The sequence below is a fragment of the Methylobacterium sp. XJLW genome, assembly GCF_003254375.1.
Classification (GTDB): domain Bacteria; phylum Pseudomonadota; class Alphaproteobacteria; order Rhizobiales; family Beijerinckiaceae; genus Methylobacterium; species Methylobacterium fujisawaense.
The window spans coordinates 5,726,459-5,741,330 of the sequence record NZ_CP016429.1 but is presented as its reverse complement, the minus strand read 5'-3'; the positions used below and the strand labels follow the sequence as shown (position 1 = coordinate 5,741,330).

The 14,872-nt window shown below is 71.1% G+C and carries 14 protein-coding genes and 1 tRNA gene; 8 read left to right on the top strand and 7 right to left on the bottom strand.

Features of this window, described 5'->3' with window-relative positions:
* Positions 1-15 precede the first annotated feature (15 nt).
* Positions 16-99: transfer RNA gene (locus tag A3862_RS26435), tRNA-Tyr, on the bottom strand.
* Between the two features lie 301 nt (positions 100-400).
* Between A3862_RS26435 and A3862_RS26430 the strand changes: the two genes are divergently transcribed.
* The 4 genes from A3862_RS26430 (at position 401) to A3862_RS26415 (ending at position 3,934) form a co-directional block, all read left to right on the top strand.
* A complete protein-coding gene (locus A3862_RS26430) occupies positions 401-2,206 on the top strand; it encodes a DEAD/DEAH box helicase (RefSeq protein ID WP_236961546.1) in 1,806 nt (601 codons plus the stop codon).
* A gap of 23 nt (positions 2,207-2,229) precedes the next feature.
* On the top strand, positions 2,230-2,553 hold the full coding sequence (locus A3862_RS26425) for a hypothetical protein (RefSeq protein WP_043388869.1): 324 nt from the start codon (positions 2,230-2,232) through the stop codon (positions 2,551-2,553).
* A 97-nt stretch (positions 2,554-2,650) separates the two neighbouring features.
* Positions 2,651-3,052 (top strand): DUF3597 domain-containing protein, encoded by a 402-nt coding sequence (locus tag A3862_RS26420; protein WP_043388871.1) that lies wholly within the window; start codon positions 2,651-2,653, stop codon positions 3,050-3,052.
* 42 nt (positions 3,053-3,094) lie between these two features.
* On the top strand, positions 3,095-3,934 hold the full coding sequence (locus A3862_RS26415) for an ankyrin repeat domain-containing protein (RefSeq protein WP_236952870.1): 840 nt from the start codon (positions 3,095-3,097) through the stop codon (positions 3,932-3,934).
* Positions 3,935-4,081: 147 nt separating this feature from the next.
* Here A3862_RS26415 and A3862_RS26410 read toward each other — a convergent pair whose 3' ends face one another.
* Together A3862_RS26410 and A3862_RS26405 are read right to left on the bottom strand one after the other, a co-directional pair.
* On the bottom strand, positions 4,082-5,209 hold the full coding sequence (locus tag A3862_RS26410; RefSeq protein ID WP_075379771.1) for a polyamine ABC transporter substrate-binding protein: 1,128 nt from the start codon (positions 5,207-5,209) through the stop codon (positions 4,082-4,084).
* Positions 5,206-5,562, bottom strand: a complete 357-nt coding sequence (locus tag A3862_RS26405) for a RidA family protein (RefSeq protein WP_043354990.1) — start codon at positions 5,560-5,562, stop codon at positions 5,206-5,208. Before A3862_RS26405 ends, A3862_RS26410 begins: the two co-directional genes overlap by 4 nt.
* 182 nt (positions 5,563-5,744) lie before the next feature.
* Between A3862_RS26405 and A3862_RS26400 the strand changes: the two genes are divergently transcribed.
* Positions 5,745-6,008, top strand: coding sequence for a GlsB/YeaQ/YmgE family stress response membrane protein (locus tag A3862_RS26400; RefSeq protein WP_043354988.1), 264 nt, complete (start codon positions 5,745-5,747; stop codon positions 6,006-6,008).
* Positions 6,009-6,088: 80 nt separating this feature from the next.
* Here the strand turns inward: A3862_RS26400 and A3862_RS26395 are convergent, their stop codons facing one another.
* From A3862_RS26395 to rpsO, 3 genes are all read right to left on the bottom strand, one after another.
* A complete protein-coding gene (locus A3862_RS26395; protein ID WP_043354986.1) occupies positions 6,089-6,310 on the bottom strand; it encodes a YgaP family membrane protein in 222 nt (73 codons plus the stop codon).
* Positions 6,311-7,093: 783 nt separating this feature from the next.
* Positions 7,094-9,313, bottom strand: a complete 2,220-nt coding sequence (gene pnp / locus A3862_RS26390) for a polyribonucleotide nucleotidyltransferase (protein ID WP_043388877.1) — start codon at positions 9,311-9,313, stop codon at positions 7,094-7,096.
* 208 nt (positions 9,314-9,521) lie between these two features.
* On the bottom strand, positions 9,522-9,791 hold the full coding sequence (rpsO, locus tag A3862_RS26385) for a 30S ribosomal protein S15 (protein WP_012317943.1): 270 nt from the start codon (positions 9,789-9,791) through the stop codon (positions 9,522-9,524).
* A 479-nt stretch (positions 9,792-10,270) separates the two neighbouring features.
* Between rpsO and A3862_RS26380 the strand changes: the two genes are divergently transcribed.
* The 3 genes from A3862_RS26380 to A3862_RS26370 all read left to right on the top strand — a co-directional run bounded on the left by A3862_RS26380 (position 10,271) and on the right by A3862_RS26370 (position 14,459).
* Positions 10,271-12,271, top strand: coding sequence for a hypothetical protein (locus A3862_RS26380; protein WP_043756049.1), 2,001 nt, complete (start codon positions 10,271-10,273; stop codon positions 12,269-12,271).
* Positions 12,264-12,938 (top strand): hypothetical protein, encoded by a 675-nt coding sequence (locus A3862_RS26375; protein ID WP_052083555.1) that lies wholly within the window; start codon positions 12,264-12,266, stop codon positions 12,936-12,938. The genes A3862_RS26380 and A3862_RS26375 overlap by 8 nt, the downstream gene beginning before the upstream one ends.
* A 132-nt stretch (positions 12,939-13,070) precedes the next feature.
* Entirely contained in the window at positions 13,071-14,459 is a 1,389-nt protein-coding gene (locus A3862_RS26370) for an amino acid permease (RefSeq protein ID WP_442919047.1), read from the top strand.
* On the opposite strand, the gene A3862_RS26365 is transcribed toward A3862_RS26370, so the two are convergent.
* On the bottom strand, positions 14,443-14,853 hold the full coding sequence (locus A3862_RS26365) for a flagellar basal body rod C-terminal domain-containing protein (RefSeq protein WP_043348870.1): 411 nt from the start codon (positions 14,851-14,853) through the stop codon (positions 14,443-14,445). The two genes, A3862_RS26370 and A3862_RS26365, sit on opposite strands and share 17 nt — an antisense overlap.
* Between the last annotated feature and the right edge of the window lie 19 nt (positions 14,854-14,872).

The following is a 14,872-nucleotide window of genomic DNA, read 5'->3' as shown; positions in this document are numbered from 1 at the left end:
GGACCGGGAAGAACTTGGTGGGGGAAGTAGGACTCGAACCTACGAAGCTTACGCAGCGGATTTACAGTCCGCCCCCTTTGCCGCTCGGGACATTCCCCCAAGGCAGGTTTCTCACCCGCGGCGCCCTTATGGTGAGGGGGCGGCCGGGTGTCAACGCTTATGGTGAGCTGATCCGCGTTGGCGCGTGCGGCAACCGTGGAGAGCGGTGCGGTTTCGATCGATCGCACCGCGCGAGCGCCTCCCTGTCCGCCCCTCGGGGAGGGGGACGAAAACGCGAACGTTCCGCGACTCCAGGGATTCACAAAGGAATCCGGATCGGCCACGGTGCGCGGATGTCATCCTGCTTCGCCGGCCCTTGACCCGCCCCGCCCCGTCTCTGCGGTCCCACCAGCGCACGCTGATGGCCCTGGTCGCGGCCATGGCGCGCGGCGAGGCGGCCCATGTCCGGAAGATCCTGGCCGCGGTGACGCCGGGCGGCGGCAAGTCGCTGCTGCCGGTGATCGCCGCGCACGGGCTGATCGCCGCCGGGCTCGTCGAGCGCGTGGTCTGGGTGGTGCCGCGGGATTCCCTGCGATTGCAGGCGGAGGAGGCTTTCGCCGACCCACTCTGGCGCGCCGCGTTCGGGCACGCCCTCAGCGTGCGGGCGGCGGACAACGAGCGCGACCCGGCGCGGGGTCTGGCCGGCTACGTCACCACCTATCAGGCGGTCGCCGCCGCCCCGGCGCTCCACCTCGCGGAAGCCCGGGCGCACCGGACCCTGCTGGTCGTCGATGAGGTCCATCACCTGCCGGTGCCCGGACGGCCCGGCGCCGATGAGAACGCCGCCGAGGACGCGGAAGCGGGGGCGTGGTCCCGCGCGATGCTGCCCGTCATGGAGGCAGCGACCGTTCGCCTCTACCTGTCCGGGACGCTGGAGCGCGCGGACGGGCGACGCATCCTCGGCCTGCCCTATCAGCCCGCCGCGCCCGGCCGCGGGCCGGATCTCGACCTCGACGCGCCCGGCCTCGCGGTGATCGGCTATTCGCGGGCGCAGGCGCTGGCCGAGCGGGCGGTGCTGCCGGTGACCTTCGGCGCCATCGACGGCGAGGCCAGCTGGCTGGAGGGCGGCCGGATCGCCGGCGACAGTCCGCGGGTCGGCCCGCACCGGCTGGGTGCGGGCTCGGTCCGGATCACCACCCGGCCGGCCCTGTTCACCGCCCTGCGGACCGGCTTCGCCCGCGACCTGCTGAGCGAGGCCTTCTTCGCCACGAAGCGCCTGCGTGCCCGGCGCCGGGCCGAGCGGGATCTCCCGCCCGGCGAGCCGGCCCGGGGACTCGGCAAGCTCCTCGTGGTGGCGCCCGATCAGGCGAGCGCGCGGGCCTACCTCGCCACCCTGCGGGACTGGATGCCGGCCGGGCAGGGCGAGCGCGACGTCCGGCTCGCGACCTCCGGCCAGGGCGACGCCCACGCGGCGCTCGCCGCGTTCCGGCTCACGCCGGAACCGGCCGTGCTGGTGACGGTGGCCATGGCGTATGAGGGCCTCGACGCCCCCGAGGTCGCGGTGGTCGCGGCGCTGACCCATATCCGCTCGCGGCCCTGGCTGGAGCAGATGCTCGCCCGGGCCACCCGGGTCGATCCGCATGCGGGCCCCTACGACGGGCAGCAGGCCCTGATCTTCCACCCCGACGACCCGCTCTTCGCCCGGTTCCGCCTGGAACTGGAGACCGAGCAGGGCAGCAGCGTGCGGCCGCCCCGCGAGCGGCCGGCGAGCGCCATCGTGCCCGAGCGGACCCGCTGGCGCGACGACGAGCCGGCCGGGATCACGCCCCTGGAGAGCAACGCGATCGGGCTGCGCTACGCCCTGCTGCGCCCCCGCCTGCCCGAGCCTGTCCCCACGATACCCGCGCCCGAACCGCCGTCCATCACCGAGCGGACCCTGCGCCAGCGGCTCGCCGCCGCGGTGGCGGCCCAGGCGGTCGAGGACGAGACGTCCCTGCGGGTGCCCCGCGGCGGCAACCTCGCCCACCGGTACAACGCCGTGCTCAAGCGCGTCCTCGGCAAGGGGCGTGCGACCATGACCCTGCCCGAGTTGGAGGCGGCCTTGTCCTGGCTTGAACGCAACCGCCTCGCCGACCATCTCGACTGCCTCGACGGCGATGCCCGCTACGCGTGGTCCGCCCGCCAGCGCCGCGGCCGCTGGCTGCCGGAGCGCGCCGCCGGCCGCTGAACCGGCACGGGAGGGAGAGAGCCGTGACCGAGAGCCTGCCCGCCGCCTTCACCGCGACACTCTCGGCGCCCGAGCCGCCGCCCGGCTGGCCCGCACCGCTCGCCGCGCTCTGGTGGCTCGCCCACGATCCGTCCGGACCCGCCTCTGCCGCCTGGGACCGGGCCCACCGCCTCGTTCAGGACGCCGCCGGGCCCGATGCCGCCTGGGTGCACGCCCATCTCCACCGGATCGAGGGCGATGACGGCAATGCGCGCTACTGGTACGGCCGCGCCGGCCAACCGGGCCCGCATGGCACGCTCGCGCAGGAGCGGGCCGCGCTCGTCGGCGCCCTCTTTAAGCCGATCTGATCGCCCGGCCCCCGCCGAGTCTCGGAACGCCCGGCCTCACAGCCAGTTGAATGGCCGCCCGGTGCGGAGATCGGGCCTCGATCATCGGAGCGGATCCATGAGCCTTCTCGGCAGCATCGTCAGCAAAATCCTCCATCCGTTCGGCGGGGGTAGCGCGGACGCGGCCCCCGCCCCCTCCGGCGGCACGACCGGCACGAGCGCCCCGTCCACCCCGTCGGCCCCCGGCACCGCCGGCGGCGAACCCGTGGACGTCGCGGCGGTCCTCACCGGCCTCGCCGAGAAGAACCCGCAGAAGCTCGACTGGCGCCACTCGATCGTCGACCTGATGAAGCTGCTGGGCCTCGATTCCGGTCTCGCCTCGCGCAAGCAGCTCGCCGACGAGCTGCACTACACCGGCGACAAGGACGATTCGGCCAGCATGAACATCTGGCTGCACAAGCAGGTCATGCAGAAGCTCGCCGAGAACGGCGGCAAGGTCCCGGACGATCTGAAGCACTAGATCGCCCGTTTCATCTTACCTGAGCATCGCCGCGGGCGGCCTGTGACGGCCGCCCGCGGCACTGTCCCGGACGATGCGGGCGGGAGAAGCGAGGCTGCCGAACGCCTGCGCTTGTCCCCGGCAGCGGGCCTTGCAGGGGCCCTGTCCTTTCCGATCACATGGACCGCGTCACACAGCGCCGAATCACGGGGCGCCGGGGAGCGATCGGTCATGTCCATACCGATGGGGCATCACAGGGACCCGTTCCGAGGGCTGCACCTTGCGCCCATCGCCGCCGCCGTCGCCCGCGGCGATCTCGCCGGCATCGCCGCGCTGGCCCCGGGCGTGAACCTGTCCGACCGCGGCGACCAGAACATGACCCTCCTCGAATGGGCAATCTGGAACGGGCAGCCGCGCGCAGTGTCCGCGCTTCTCGAGGCCGGCGCCGACCCGTCCGAACCGGGCCTCGACCAAGAGACCGTCATGCACATGGCGGCGATGGTCGAGGATCCGCACTATCTGGAGATCCTGCTGCGGCACGGCGCGCCGGTCGATCCCGTGAGCGTGCCCCGTCACTGGACGCCCCTGTTCCGTGCAGTCCAGAATCGCCGGGAGGCACAGATTGCGTCGCTGCTGCAGGCCGGCGCGGATCCGAACCGGGTCGATGACACCGGCAATTCCCTGCTCCATCTGGCAGCGCAGGTCGGTGCGGCCAATCCGTGGGTGCTGAGGCTGCTTCAGGCCGGCCTCGACCCGACGCTGCGCAATGCACAGCAGAAGACATTCCAGCCGTATTTCTTCACGACGCCCGATCATCTGCTGAACGATGCCGCGCGGCAGACCCGCTCCGCCGTCCGCACTTGGCTGATCAATCACGACATCCCGCTGGACGAGGCGTGCTGACGGGGCATCCACAGGGTCCGACGCGTCAGCGCGGCCAAGGCATGCCCGGGCCGGCCACGCGCGATCCGTCCGATCCGCCGCGAAGCCCCCGCGGGACATCGCATCGGCGGGGGGCCGAGAGGCACACGCCCCCCCGGCTCTCGCCCGTCAGCGCCCGGTGCGGACCCGGGTCCAGAGCCGGGTGACGAAGCGCTGGGTACGGTCGTCCCAGGCGGTGTTGATCGACAGGCGCTGCATCGTCGCCTCGTCCGGGTAGATGCCGGTATTGTTCAGGATCTCGGGCTTCACGAATTTCTTCGCCGCGAGGTTGCCGCTGGCATAGGACACGAAGTTGGTGTTGGCCGCCGCCACATCGGGCCGCATCATGTAGTCGATGAAGGCCAGGGCCTCGGCCGGGTGGGCGGCATCCTTCGGGATCGCGAAGGTGTCGAACCACATCAGCGCGCCCTCTTTCGGCACCACGTAGGCGATGTCGATCCCGTTCTTGGCCTCCTCGGCCCGGCGCTTGGCCTGCATGATGTCGCCGGAATAGCCCACCGCCAGGCAGATATCGCCGTTGGCCAGCGCCTGGATGTATTCCGACGAGTGGAACTTCCGCACGGCGCCGCGCACCTTGTAGAGGGCGTCGGTCACCAGGGTCAGGTCGTCCCAGCGCTTCGAATCCGCCTTGGCGCCGAAGACCGGGAGCAGGCTGGGGATCAGATCCTCGGGGCTGTCGAGCATCATGATCCCGCACTCCTTCAGCTTGTTCGCCGAAGCGGGATTGAGGACGACGCCCCAAGAGTTCAGCGGCGCATTGGGACCCAGCCGCTCGCGGACGGCGGCGACGTTGTAGCCGATGCCGGTCGTGCCCCACATGTAGTCGACGGCATAGGTGTTGCCGGGGTCGTAGGCCGCCAGCCGGCTGGTGACCTCCGGCCAGAGATTGCCGAGGTTCTTGAGCTTGGACTTGTCCAGCGGCAGGAAGGCGCCGGCCCGGATCAGCCGCTGCAGGTAGGGCCCCGACGGCACGACGATGTCGTAGCCGGACCGGCCGGCGAGCAGCTTGGTCTCCAGGATCTCGTTGTTGTCGTAGGTGTCGTAGACGACCTTGATGCCGGTCTCGCGGGTGAAGGCCTCGAGCACCTTCGGGTCGATGTAATCCGACCAATTGTAGATGTTGACGACCCGCTCCTCGGCGGCCGGGGCGGGCGGCACGAGGGGCAGGGCCGCCAGGACGCCTCCCAGCAGGGCGGCCGCGGCGGCCGCCAGCACCGAGCGACGGCGGCCGCTCATCGGCTCTTCGCGGCCACGATCACGATCTCCACGAGGTACTCGGGCGCCGCGAGCTTGGCCTCGACGGTGGCGCGCGCCGGCGGGTTCTCCGGGGAGACCCAGGCATCCCACGCGGCGTTCATCTCCGCGAAGGTCGCGATGTCGGCGAGGTAGATCGTGGCCGCGAGGATGCGCGCCTTGTCGCTGCCGGCGGCGGCCAGGAGACGGTCGATCTCCGACAGGATCTGCTGGGTCTGGATCGTCACCCCGGTGCCGACCGTGTCGGACGCGACCTGACCGGCGAGATAGACCATGTCGCCGAAGACGACGGCCTGCGACATCCGCTTGCCCGGCTCGATCCGCTGAATGTCCATACCCGCCTCCACAACCTTGATAACCGGCGTATCTGCCGTCGCACCCACCCGGCCGTAAAGGGCCACACACGCACGCACCGCTGGAACACGCGGAAAATCGTCACCGCGGGGCAGGGTGCGGGCAACCGTCGCGGGTCTCGAAGCGTTCTGCCGCCATCGACAGTCATGCTTTGGGGTTTGTCATGGGTATCCTCTGGACCATCATCATCGGTTTCCTCGCGGGCGTCATCGCCAAGTTTCTCATGCCGGGACCGAATGAGCCGGCGGGCTTCATCCTCACGACGATCCTCGGCATCGTCGGCGCCTTCGTGGCGACGTTCCTCGGCCAGGCCGTGGGCTGGTACGGGCCGAACCAGGGAGCGGGCTTCATCGGCGCCATCGTGGGAGCCGTGGTGGTTCTGTTCATCTACGGCATGATCGCCGGCCGCCGCACCACCACCTACTGATCCTTCCGGCCGACCCGGAAACGATGAGGGGCGCCCCGCGGGGCGCCCCTTTTTCTTTGTCGTCCGATCGGCCTGCGCGCTCAGAAATGCTCGGAGGCGGCCTTCACGGCGCAGTGGCCGGTCGCGCCACGCACCGCCAGGCCGACGCCGACGACGAGCGCCAGCAGGCTCAAAAGCTTGTTGGGCCGCGGCTGCGCGGCCACGGCCGCGATCCCGAGTCCGAGAGCCACCGAGACAGCGCGCTCGGTGGTGGAGATGTTCGGCTCCCCGCTGAAGATGTCGTGCATCATGTCGTTGGCCATGGACGGATCCCTGTTGTGAAGGTCGCCGGTCGAACGCGGGCGCGCCGGCTGCGTTCCCTTCGCCGTCGGACGGGGCGGCCGCGGATGCCGCCGGACCCGTCGCGCAGGGTGTCGGACGCGGCGGCGATCCTGGTCCTCGCTTACGCTTCCGGTGTTCCAGCGCGGCGCCCTAGCGCTGCGCCGGCCCGTGACCCGCCGAGGCGAGGCTGCGGGTGCTCGACGACACCGTGGACCGCCCGCCGGGCCGCAGACTCCGCGGGCCGTGCTGCGGCACCTCGCGGAGGCCGCGCATGCGTGTCCTCCGGACTGGGTGATCGCCCTCGCGGATCACCGGTCGCCGTCGATCAGGCCTCTTACACATCGGAGGCGCAGGGCCTGTATCCGCCGTTTGGCCTTCGGCTGGCGCCCTTGTCCGCGTGGATCGCGCAGACGCGCGATGTCCTGAAACCCGGAACGGCTTGGGCCGTCGCCCCACTCGCGAGATGACGAGCGACGGGCGCTGATCGCCAAGACAGGTCATGCGCAGGCGTGGCAGCAACGTCCGCTTCGGTGCCTGTGCCGCCGGGACGCGAACCGTCGCGAAGCCACCCATCGCCGCCCCCATGCGGTCGAACCGGGCAGTCTCCGTGCGGGTGTACGGCGACGCGCCCGCGATGAGGGAGGGGGCACCGCTCCGGGCGGAGGCGGGGCGATGCGCCATGAAAAAGGGCGCGGCCCCGAAGGACCGCGCCCATCTGAACCATCCCGCGCCGGCCGAAGCCCGCACGGGGTGCGTGCGCGCGCTTACTCGCCCGCCTCGCGGCGGCGCTCGCCGCGGTGGCGGCCGCCCTCGCGGGGCTCGCGGGACTCGCCGTCCCGCTCGCCGCGGCTGGAATCGCGCTCGGCCTTCACCTTCTCGGTGATGTCCTCGCCGGTCTGCTGATCGACGACCTTCATGGACAGGCGGATCTTGCCGCGGTCGTCCTGACCGAGGAACTTCACCTTGACCTTGTCGCCCTCCTTGACGACGTCCTGCACCTTGGCGACCCGCTGGGCGGCGAGTTCCGAGATGTGGACGAGGCCGTCCTTGGCGCCGAAGAAGTTCACGAAGGCACCGAACTCCATGCACTTCACGATCGTGCCGTCGTAGATCACGCCGACCTCCGGCTCCGCCACGATCGAGCGGATCCAGTTGTAGGCCGCCTTGATCGCCTTGCCGTCGGCCGAGGCGATCTTGACGATGCCGGTATCCTCGATGTTGATCTTGGCGCCGGTCTTCTCGACGATCTCGCGGATCACCTTGCCGCCGGTGCCGATCACGTCGCGGATCTTGTCGGTCGGGATCTGCATCGTCTCGATGCGCGGCGCGTACTCGCCGAGCTCCGGACGGGCAGCGGTCAACGCCTTGGCCATCTCGGCCAGGATGTGGGCGCGCCCGTCCTTCGCCTGATCGAGGGCGACCCGCATGATCTCCTCGGTGATGCCGGCGATCTTGATGTCCATCTGGAGCGAGGTCACGCCCTCGTCCGTGCCGGCCACCTTGAAGTCCATGTCGCCGAGATGATCCTCGTCGCCCAGGATGTCGGACAGGACCGCGAAGCGCTCACCCTCAAGGATGAGGCCCATGGCGATGCCGGCCACGGGACGGCGCAGGGGCACGCCCGCGTCCATCAGCGACAGCGAGCCGCCGCAGACCGAGGCCATCGAGGACGAGCCGTTCGACTCGGTGATCTCCGACACGACGCGGATCGTGTAGGGGAACTCGTGGGCCGGCGGCAGGACCGGGCGGATCGCCCGCCACGCCAGCTTGCCGTGGCCGATCTCGCGACGGCCGGGGGAGCCCATCCGGCCGGTCTCGCCGACGGAATAGGGAGGGAAGTTGTAGTGAAGCAGGAAGCGCTCCTTGTAGGTGCCTTCCAGCGAGTCGATGAACTGCTCGTCCTCACCGGTGCCGAGCGTGGCGACCACGAGGGCCTGGGTCTCGCCGCGGGTGAACAGCGACGAGCCGTGGGCGCGGGGCAGGACGCCGACCTCGGAGACGATCGGGCGGACCGTCTTCAGGTCACGGCCGTCGATGCGCGAGCCGGTGTCGAGCACGTTCCAGCGCACGACCTTCGACTGGGCTTCCTTGAAGGCGGCCTTGACCTTCTCGGCCGGGAACTTCTCGGCACCCTCGGGGCAGAGGGCGGCCATCACCTTCGCCTTCACGGCGTCGACGGCGGCGTAGCGCTCCTGCTTGACGGTCTTGGTGTAGGCGGCGCGCAGCTCCGTCTCGCAGATCTCCAGGACCGCCTTCTCGACGTCGGCGTTCTCGGGGGCCTTGAAGTCGCGCGGCTCCTTGGCGGCCTTCTCGGCCAGGCGGATGATCGCCTCGATCACCGGCTGGAAATGCTTGTGGCCGAACATGACGGCGCCGAGCATCACGTCCTCGGAGAGCTCCTTAGCCTCCGACTCGACCATCAGCACCGCGTCCTGCGTGCCGGCGACGACGAGATCGAGGCTGGATTCCTCCTTGGTCTCGGTGACCAGCGGGTTCAGCCGGTAGCCGCCGTTGATGTAGCCGACGCGGGCGCCGCCGATCGGGCCCATGAACGGGACGCCCGACAGGGTCAGGGCCGCGGAAGCCGCCACCATGGCGACGATGTCGGGATCGTTCTCGAGGTCGTGGGTCAGGACGGTGACGACGACCTGCGTGTCGTTGCGCCAGCCCTCGACGAAGAGCGGACGGATCGGGCGGTCGATCAGGCGGGAGACCAGGGTCTCCTTCTCGGAGGGACGGCCCTCGCGCTTGAAGTAGCCGCCGGGGATGCGGCCGGCCGCGTAGGCCCGCTCCTGGTAGTTCACGGTGAGCGGCATGAAGTCGATGCCGGGCTTGGGCTCCTTCGTGGCGACCACGGTGGCGAGCACCGAGGTCTCGCCGTAGGTGGCGACCACGGCGCCGTCGGCCTGACGGGCGACCTTGCCGGTCTCGAGGACGAGCTTGCGGTCGCCCCACATCAGCTCTTCGCGTTGAACGTCGAACATTCTTGATCTCTTCCTTGCCTGCGACGGGCCTGGCCCGGCGCCGCCCGGGGGCAAGACGGCGCGACACTTCCCGCTGAAGTGTCGTGCGATCCTGCCCCGATGCCGGCGCCTCGAAGCGGCCCGTTTGTCGGGAGGCCGGACCCATTCCGGCAGCCCGCGATGGTGAAACGCGGCCCCGGGCCGGGCCCGGAACCGCGCGAAACGCGCCTTAGCGGCGGATGCCGAGACGCTCGATGAGGGCGCGGTAGCGGGCCTCGTCCTTGCGCTTGACGTAGTCGAGCAGCGAGCGGCGCTGCGAGACCAGCTTCAGGAGGCCGCGGCGGGAATGGTTGTCCTTGCCGTGGGTCTTGAAGTGGCCGGTCAGGTTGGTGATCCGCTCGGTGAGGATCGCCACCTGGACCTCGGGGGACCCGGTGTCCTTGGCGTCCTTGCGGTGTTCCTTGATGAGCGCGGTCTTGCGCTCTGCCGTGATCGACATCGCATGCCTTTCGGGTTGTGCTGGTCGGATGCGGCGCCCCGTTCGGGCGCGCGCGGGCTCGGCGTTCGGCCGGTGCCGGGATGTCGTCCAGCACGGTCACAGCGCCAAGCGGCTCAAGCCCCGCCCGGTAACCCGGGTCGAGGCCGCGCGATCCATACACGAAATCGCCAATTATGCCAGCCCTGGGCGAAGCGGTCGCGACTGAACGGTTCTCGCGGCGACCCGCGTGCCGGCTCCGCCGGGCCGGGCCGGGTCGTGCCAAGCCGCGGCCCCCTGGCGCAGCACCCGTCCGGGAACGGGCATCGGGCTCGCGACGCCCCCGCGGCCCTGGCCCCGACAGGCGGAACGCTCGTGGAAACGGCCCCGATCCTGCGCAAGGACAGGGCGCGAAGCCGCCGCACCAAGGGGCCCCGGATTTTCCAAGGGAACGGTTAACGCGTGCATGGTAGCCGAGCCGGAGCACGAAACGCGGCCCGGCGATGAACGGCACCCTCTCGGATGCGTGCGGCGTCGTGGTGGCGACGCTGCTCGGCATCCCCCTCGTCCTCCTGCCGGGCTACGCCCTGGGCAGGCTGACCGGCATCTTCGGCTTCCGTGCGCTCGCGGCCGGCGACCGCCTGCTGTGCGGGGCGCTCCTCGGGATCGGGCTCCTGCCCGCCCTCGACAGCCTGGTGATCCAGGCAGCAGGCGTCCCGGCTGCGGCATTGGCGAATGGCGCGTTGGGACTCGCCGCGCTGCTTCCGGCCCTGCGAAGCCTGCGGACGTCCCTCAACCGGGCGGTCCTGGCGCTCGCCGCACTCTGGCTCGGCGTCGTAGCCTATGCGCTGATCGACATCGACACCGGCACCGCCCTCTATCAGCCCGTGACGGTCATCGACCTCGTCAAGCACGCGGCTCTCACGCGGGCGATCGTCGCGCATGGGCTTCCGCCCGTGGATCCCTTCTTCGCCCGGCCCGATCGGGCGGGCTACTACTATGAGTTCTATACGCTCACCGCGCTGGTCGACGGGGTCGGAGGGCGCCTCGTCGACGGGCGCACCGCCTTCGCGGGGCTGGCCTTCTGGACCGGTCTCGCGCTCCTCGGCCTGCTGGACCGGCTCCTGGCCGCGACCGGCCTCCTGGGAGACGCCGCGCCCCGGCTCGTCCGCCGCGCGGTGCTGTTGTTGCTGCCGGCGGGCGGCCTCGACATCCTGCTGGTCCTCGCCGATCGGGCCGCGTCCGGGACCTGGCTACCGGTTCCGGAATGGGTGAACGAGCAGGTCCTCAACTGGCCCGCCTCCCTGGTCTGGGTGCCGCACCACGTGGCCGGCGCCCTGGCCGGATGGCTCGGCCTCCTGGCCCTGGCCGAGGTGGCCGACCGCACGCAGCCGAGTCGGCATACGGAAGCCGTGGCGATCGGTGTCGCGGGCCTGGCCTTCGCGGCCTGCGCGGGCCTGTCGGTCTGGGTCTGTCTCGGCACGGCGACCGCCGCGGGGATCTGGCTGGTGCTGCTGGGCCTGGAGCGCCGCTGGCGCGCCGCGGCCCGGCTGGCGGTCGCCGGCCTGCTCAGCGCCGCGCTGGCCGCACCCTGCCTGCTGAGCATCCTGGCCAACCGGACCGATGGTGGCTCGCCGATCCGACTCGCGATCCGGCGATTCGGGCCCCTCGACGGACTCGTCGACGAGCCCGCCCTGAGCGCGCTCCGGATCGTCCTGCTGCCGCTGAACTACTACGTGGCGCTGGGTGTCTTCGCCGCCGGGACGCTGCTGTTCTGGCGGCTCGTCCCGCGCCGTGAAGCGCATGCCCGGGAGGCGGGACGGTTGCTCACCCTCTGCGCAGCGGCCAGCCTGCTCCTCGGCGGCCTCCTCCGCTCGGCGATCCTCAACAACGACCTCGGCGCCCGCGTGGTCCTGCTGGCGCAGGTCGCGGCCCTCGTCTGGACCGTCGTGGCCCTGAGCCGCCTGGTCGAGGCGCGGCGACTCCGGTTCCCCGGCCTGCTCGCCACGCTGTTGATCCTCGGATACGCGACGACCCTCTACGGCTTCGTCGGGATGCGCGCCTATTCCGCCTCCGACCGGCCCGCCTTCGCTCGCTTGGCCGGCCGTCCCGACATCGACCGGGCGCTGCGCGCGGCCTATGCCTGGGCCGGCCTGCACCTGCCCCGGGATCTGGTGCTGCAGCAATCGCCCGTGCCGCGGCGGGTGTTCGATTTCGGCCTCTACGGGCTCCAGCCGACGGGAGTGGCCGATTCAGAGGCGCGGCTGTTCGGCGCCCCGCCCGAGGCCGTGGCGTCCCGGCTCGCCGATGTCGCGCCGATCTTCCGCGACCGCCTGGACGGTCGCGAGGTGCGCCGCCGGGCCGAAACGGCCGGGATCGGCGCCCTGGTCGTCACCGAGCAGGATGCCCCCTGGAGCAGCCAGGATTCCTGGGTCTGGCGGCACCGTGCGGTCTATGCCGATCCGCTCGTCCGGATCCTGCGGGTCGAGGATCTTCATGACTGACGCCGGCTCCAGGCCCCCCGCAGGCCGGCGCGCCGGACAGGTCGTGCGCTGGCTCTGCGCCCAGGCGCTGCTGCAGGCCGGCGCCGTCGCCCTCGGCCTCGGCTGCTTCGTGCTGCTGTTCCAGACGGATCTCTGGTCCGGCGTGACCATCCTGTTCTACCGCGGCCTGATCCTGCTGGGCGTGGCCTTCCTGCTGACCCTGGCGGCGACGGCGGCGCTTGCCGGCCTCGGCCGGGCCTGGGGGCTGCGCCGCCGGGACGCCCTCGGCGCCTGCGTCCTGTCGCTGGCCCTCAACCTGAGCGCCTTCGTGATCCTGCCGGTGACGGTCGACCGCTCGATCAGCGTGTTCCTGCTCGGCCAGATGGCAGCCCATCCCGAGGAGCGCTTCACCCCGGAGCGGGCGCGGACGGTGTTCGAGACGGTCTATCTCGGCGCCTTCCGGCAGATGGAGCGGCGCCTGTCCGAGCAGCAGGCCTCGGGCAACGTCGCGCAGACGGCCGACGGCTACGTCATCACCCCCCAGGGCCGCGCCTTCATCCGCTTCTGCGGCCTCGTGGCCCGGGCATTCCGGACCGACACCCGGATGATCGACGCCGCAGCGTCCGCCCCGTCTGCCGCCCGCGATCCGGGAGCGCCCGACAGGTCCGCGGGCGCGGTGCCGCGATAGGCTGGTCCGCCAACGACCGGACTTGGACCGGATCGGAGTTGGTCACGCCTCCGGGGAGGCCGGCATCCCGGCATGGACTGTGCCAGATGACCATCCGGGCGAGGGAGAAGGGACGCGATGGCGGATCCCGCGATGACCAGGAATGAGCGTGCGGATGCCGGGGAGGGGCGTGAGCTCGCCCGGAGCCTCACCGCTCCGGGCCTCGTCGCCATCGGCCTCGGCGCCACGATCGGCGCCGGCATCTTCGTGCTGACCGGAACGGCGGCGGCGCAGTATGCGGGTCCCGCGCTCAGCCTCTCCTTCGTGATCGGCGGCATCGCCTGCGGCTTGGTCGGCCTGTGCTACGCCGAATTGGCCGCTATGATCCCGGAGGCGGGATCCACCTACACCTACACCCGCGCCAGCCTCGGCCGCCTCCCCGCCTGGATCATCGGCTGGGACCTCGTCCTCGAATTCGCCGTGGCGGCGGCGACCGTGGCGGTCGGCTGGTCCGGCTACGCGCAATCCCTCGCGGCGGAGTTCGGTCTGCATCTGCCGCCGGCTTTGGCCAGGGCCCCCGGCGATGGCGGGCTCGTCAACCTGCCGGCCGTCGGCATCGTGCTGCTGCTCAGCGCGCTCCTGATGCGCGCGACGAAGCAGGCTTCCCTGGTCAACGGGCTGCTGGTCGTCTGCAAGGTCGCGATCATCCTGGCCTTCGTGGGCGTCGGAGCCGCCCATCTCCGGCCCGAACTCTGGCACCCCTTCGTGCCCGAGAATACCGGCGCCTTCGGCGCCTATGGCTGGAGCGGCGTGTTCCGCGGCGCCGCGGTGGTGTTCTTCGCCTTCGTGGGCTTCGAGACCGTGGCGACGGCCGCGGGCGAGTGCCGGGCGCCGCAGCGCGACGCGCCGGTCGGCCTGATCGGATCGCTCCTGATCACCACGATCCTGTACGTGGCCATGGCGGCCGTCCTCACCGGCCTCGTGCCCTATCGCGATCTGAACGTTGCCGACCCGGTGGCCAAGGCGGTGGACGTGATCGGCCTGTCGGGGTTCTCGACCGTGATCAAGGTCGGCGCCCTGATCGGCCTGACGACCTCGGCGCTGACCGCCCTCTACGGACAGAGCCGGATCTTCTTCGCCATCGCCCGGGACGGACTCCTCCCGGAGATCTTCTGCCGGGTCCATCCGGTCACGCGGGTGCCCGTGGCGAGCCAGCTCGTCATCGGCGTGTTCACCGCTGGTGTCGCGGGGCTCGTGCCCATCGACGTGCTCGGCGAGATCGTCAGCATCGGCACGCTCCTGGCCTTCTGCCTCGTCTGCGCCACGGTGCTGATCCTGCGCCGCACCGCCCCGGACCGGGCGCGTCCGTTCCGCGTGCCGGCGGTGACGCTCACGGCGGGGCTCGGGATCCTGTCCTGCGTGACGCTGATGGCCGCCCTTCCGGCCGACACCTGGATCCGCCTCGCGATCTGGCTGGCGATCGGCCTCGCGATCTACGCCGGCTACGGCCGGCGGCACGCCGGGTTCAGCCGATCAGGTTGATCGTGGCCTGCGTGAGCGTTTTGATCGACGACGAGGCGTTGAGGCTGAGCTCGTAGTTCCGGATCACCCGCTGCAGGTCGGCCGATTCCACCGCGATGTTCACGTTCGGCAGGCGGACATAGCCCTGGAGGTCGGCACCGGGATTGGTCGGGTCGTAGCGGCTGCGGAAGCCGGTGGTGTCGCGGACGATCCGGCCGACCGGGTCTCCGGGGGCGTCGGCGACCACGGGGGCGAACACCGCGATCTTGCGCGCATAGGGGGCGCCGCCGGGGGTGGTCGGGACCGAATCCGCGTTGGCGAGGTTCTCGGAGATCGCGCGGATCCGCCCGCTCTGCACCTGCCGGCCGGCGGCCAGCGCGCTGGAGGCCGAGTGGAGGGCGCTGGAATCCGGCATGCGCGGGCCCTGTCGACGG

Coding starts and splice junctions, on each gene's coding strand:
- A3862_RS26430 (WP_236961546.1), top strand. CDS start 401: ATGGCCCTGGTCGCGGCCATGGCGCGCGGCGAGGCGGCCCATGTCCGG.
- A3862_RS26420 (WP_043388871.1), top strand. CDS start 2,651: ATGAGCCTTCTCGGCAGCATCGTCAGCAAAATCCTCCATCCGTTCGGC.
- A3862_RS26410 (WP_075379771.1), bottom strand. CDS start 5,209: ATGAGCGGCCGCCGTCGCTCGGTGCTGGCGGCCGCCGCGGCCGCCCTG.
- A3862_RS26405 (WP_043354990.1), bottom strand. CDS start 5,562: ATGGACATTCAGCGGATCGAGCCGGGCAAGCGGATGTCGCAGGCCGTC.
- A3862_RS26400 (WP_043354988.1), top strand. CDS start 5,745: ATGGGTATCCTCTGGACCATCATCATCGGTTTCCTCGCGGGCGTCATC.
- A3862_RS26395 (WP_043354986.1), bottom strand. CDS start 6,310: ATGGCCAACGACATGATGCACGACATCTTCAGCGGGGAGCCGAACATC.
- pnp (WP_043388877.1), bottom strand. CDS start 9,313: ATGTTCGACGTTCAACGCGAAGAGCTGATGTGGGGCGACCGCAAGCTC.
- rpsO (WP_012317943.1), bottom strand. CDS start 9,791: ATGTCGATCACGGCAGAGCGCAAGACCGCGCTCATCAAGGAACACCGC.
- A3862_RS26380 (WP_043756049.1), top strand. CDS start 10,271: ATGAACGGCACCCTCTCGGATGCGTGCGGCGTCGTGGTGGCGACGCTG.
- A3862_RS26375 (WP_052083555.1), top strand. CDS start 12,264: ATGACTGACGCCGGCTCCAGGCCCCCCGCAGGCCGGCGCGCCGGACAG.
- A3862_RS26370 (WP_442919047.1), top strand. CDS start 13,071: ATGACCAGGAATGAGCGTGCGGATGCCGGGGAGGGGCGTGAGCTCGCC.
- A3862_RS26365 (WP_043348870.1), bottom strand. CDS start 14,853: ATGCCGGATTCCAGCGCCCTCCACTCGGCCTCCAGCGCGCTGGCCGCC.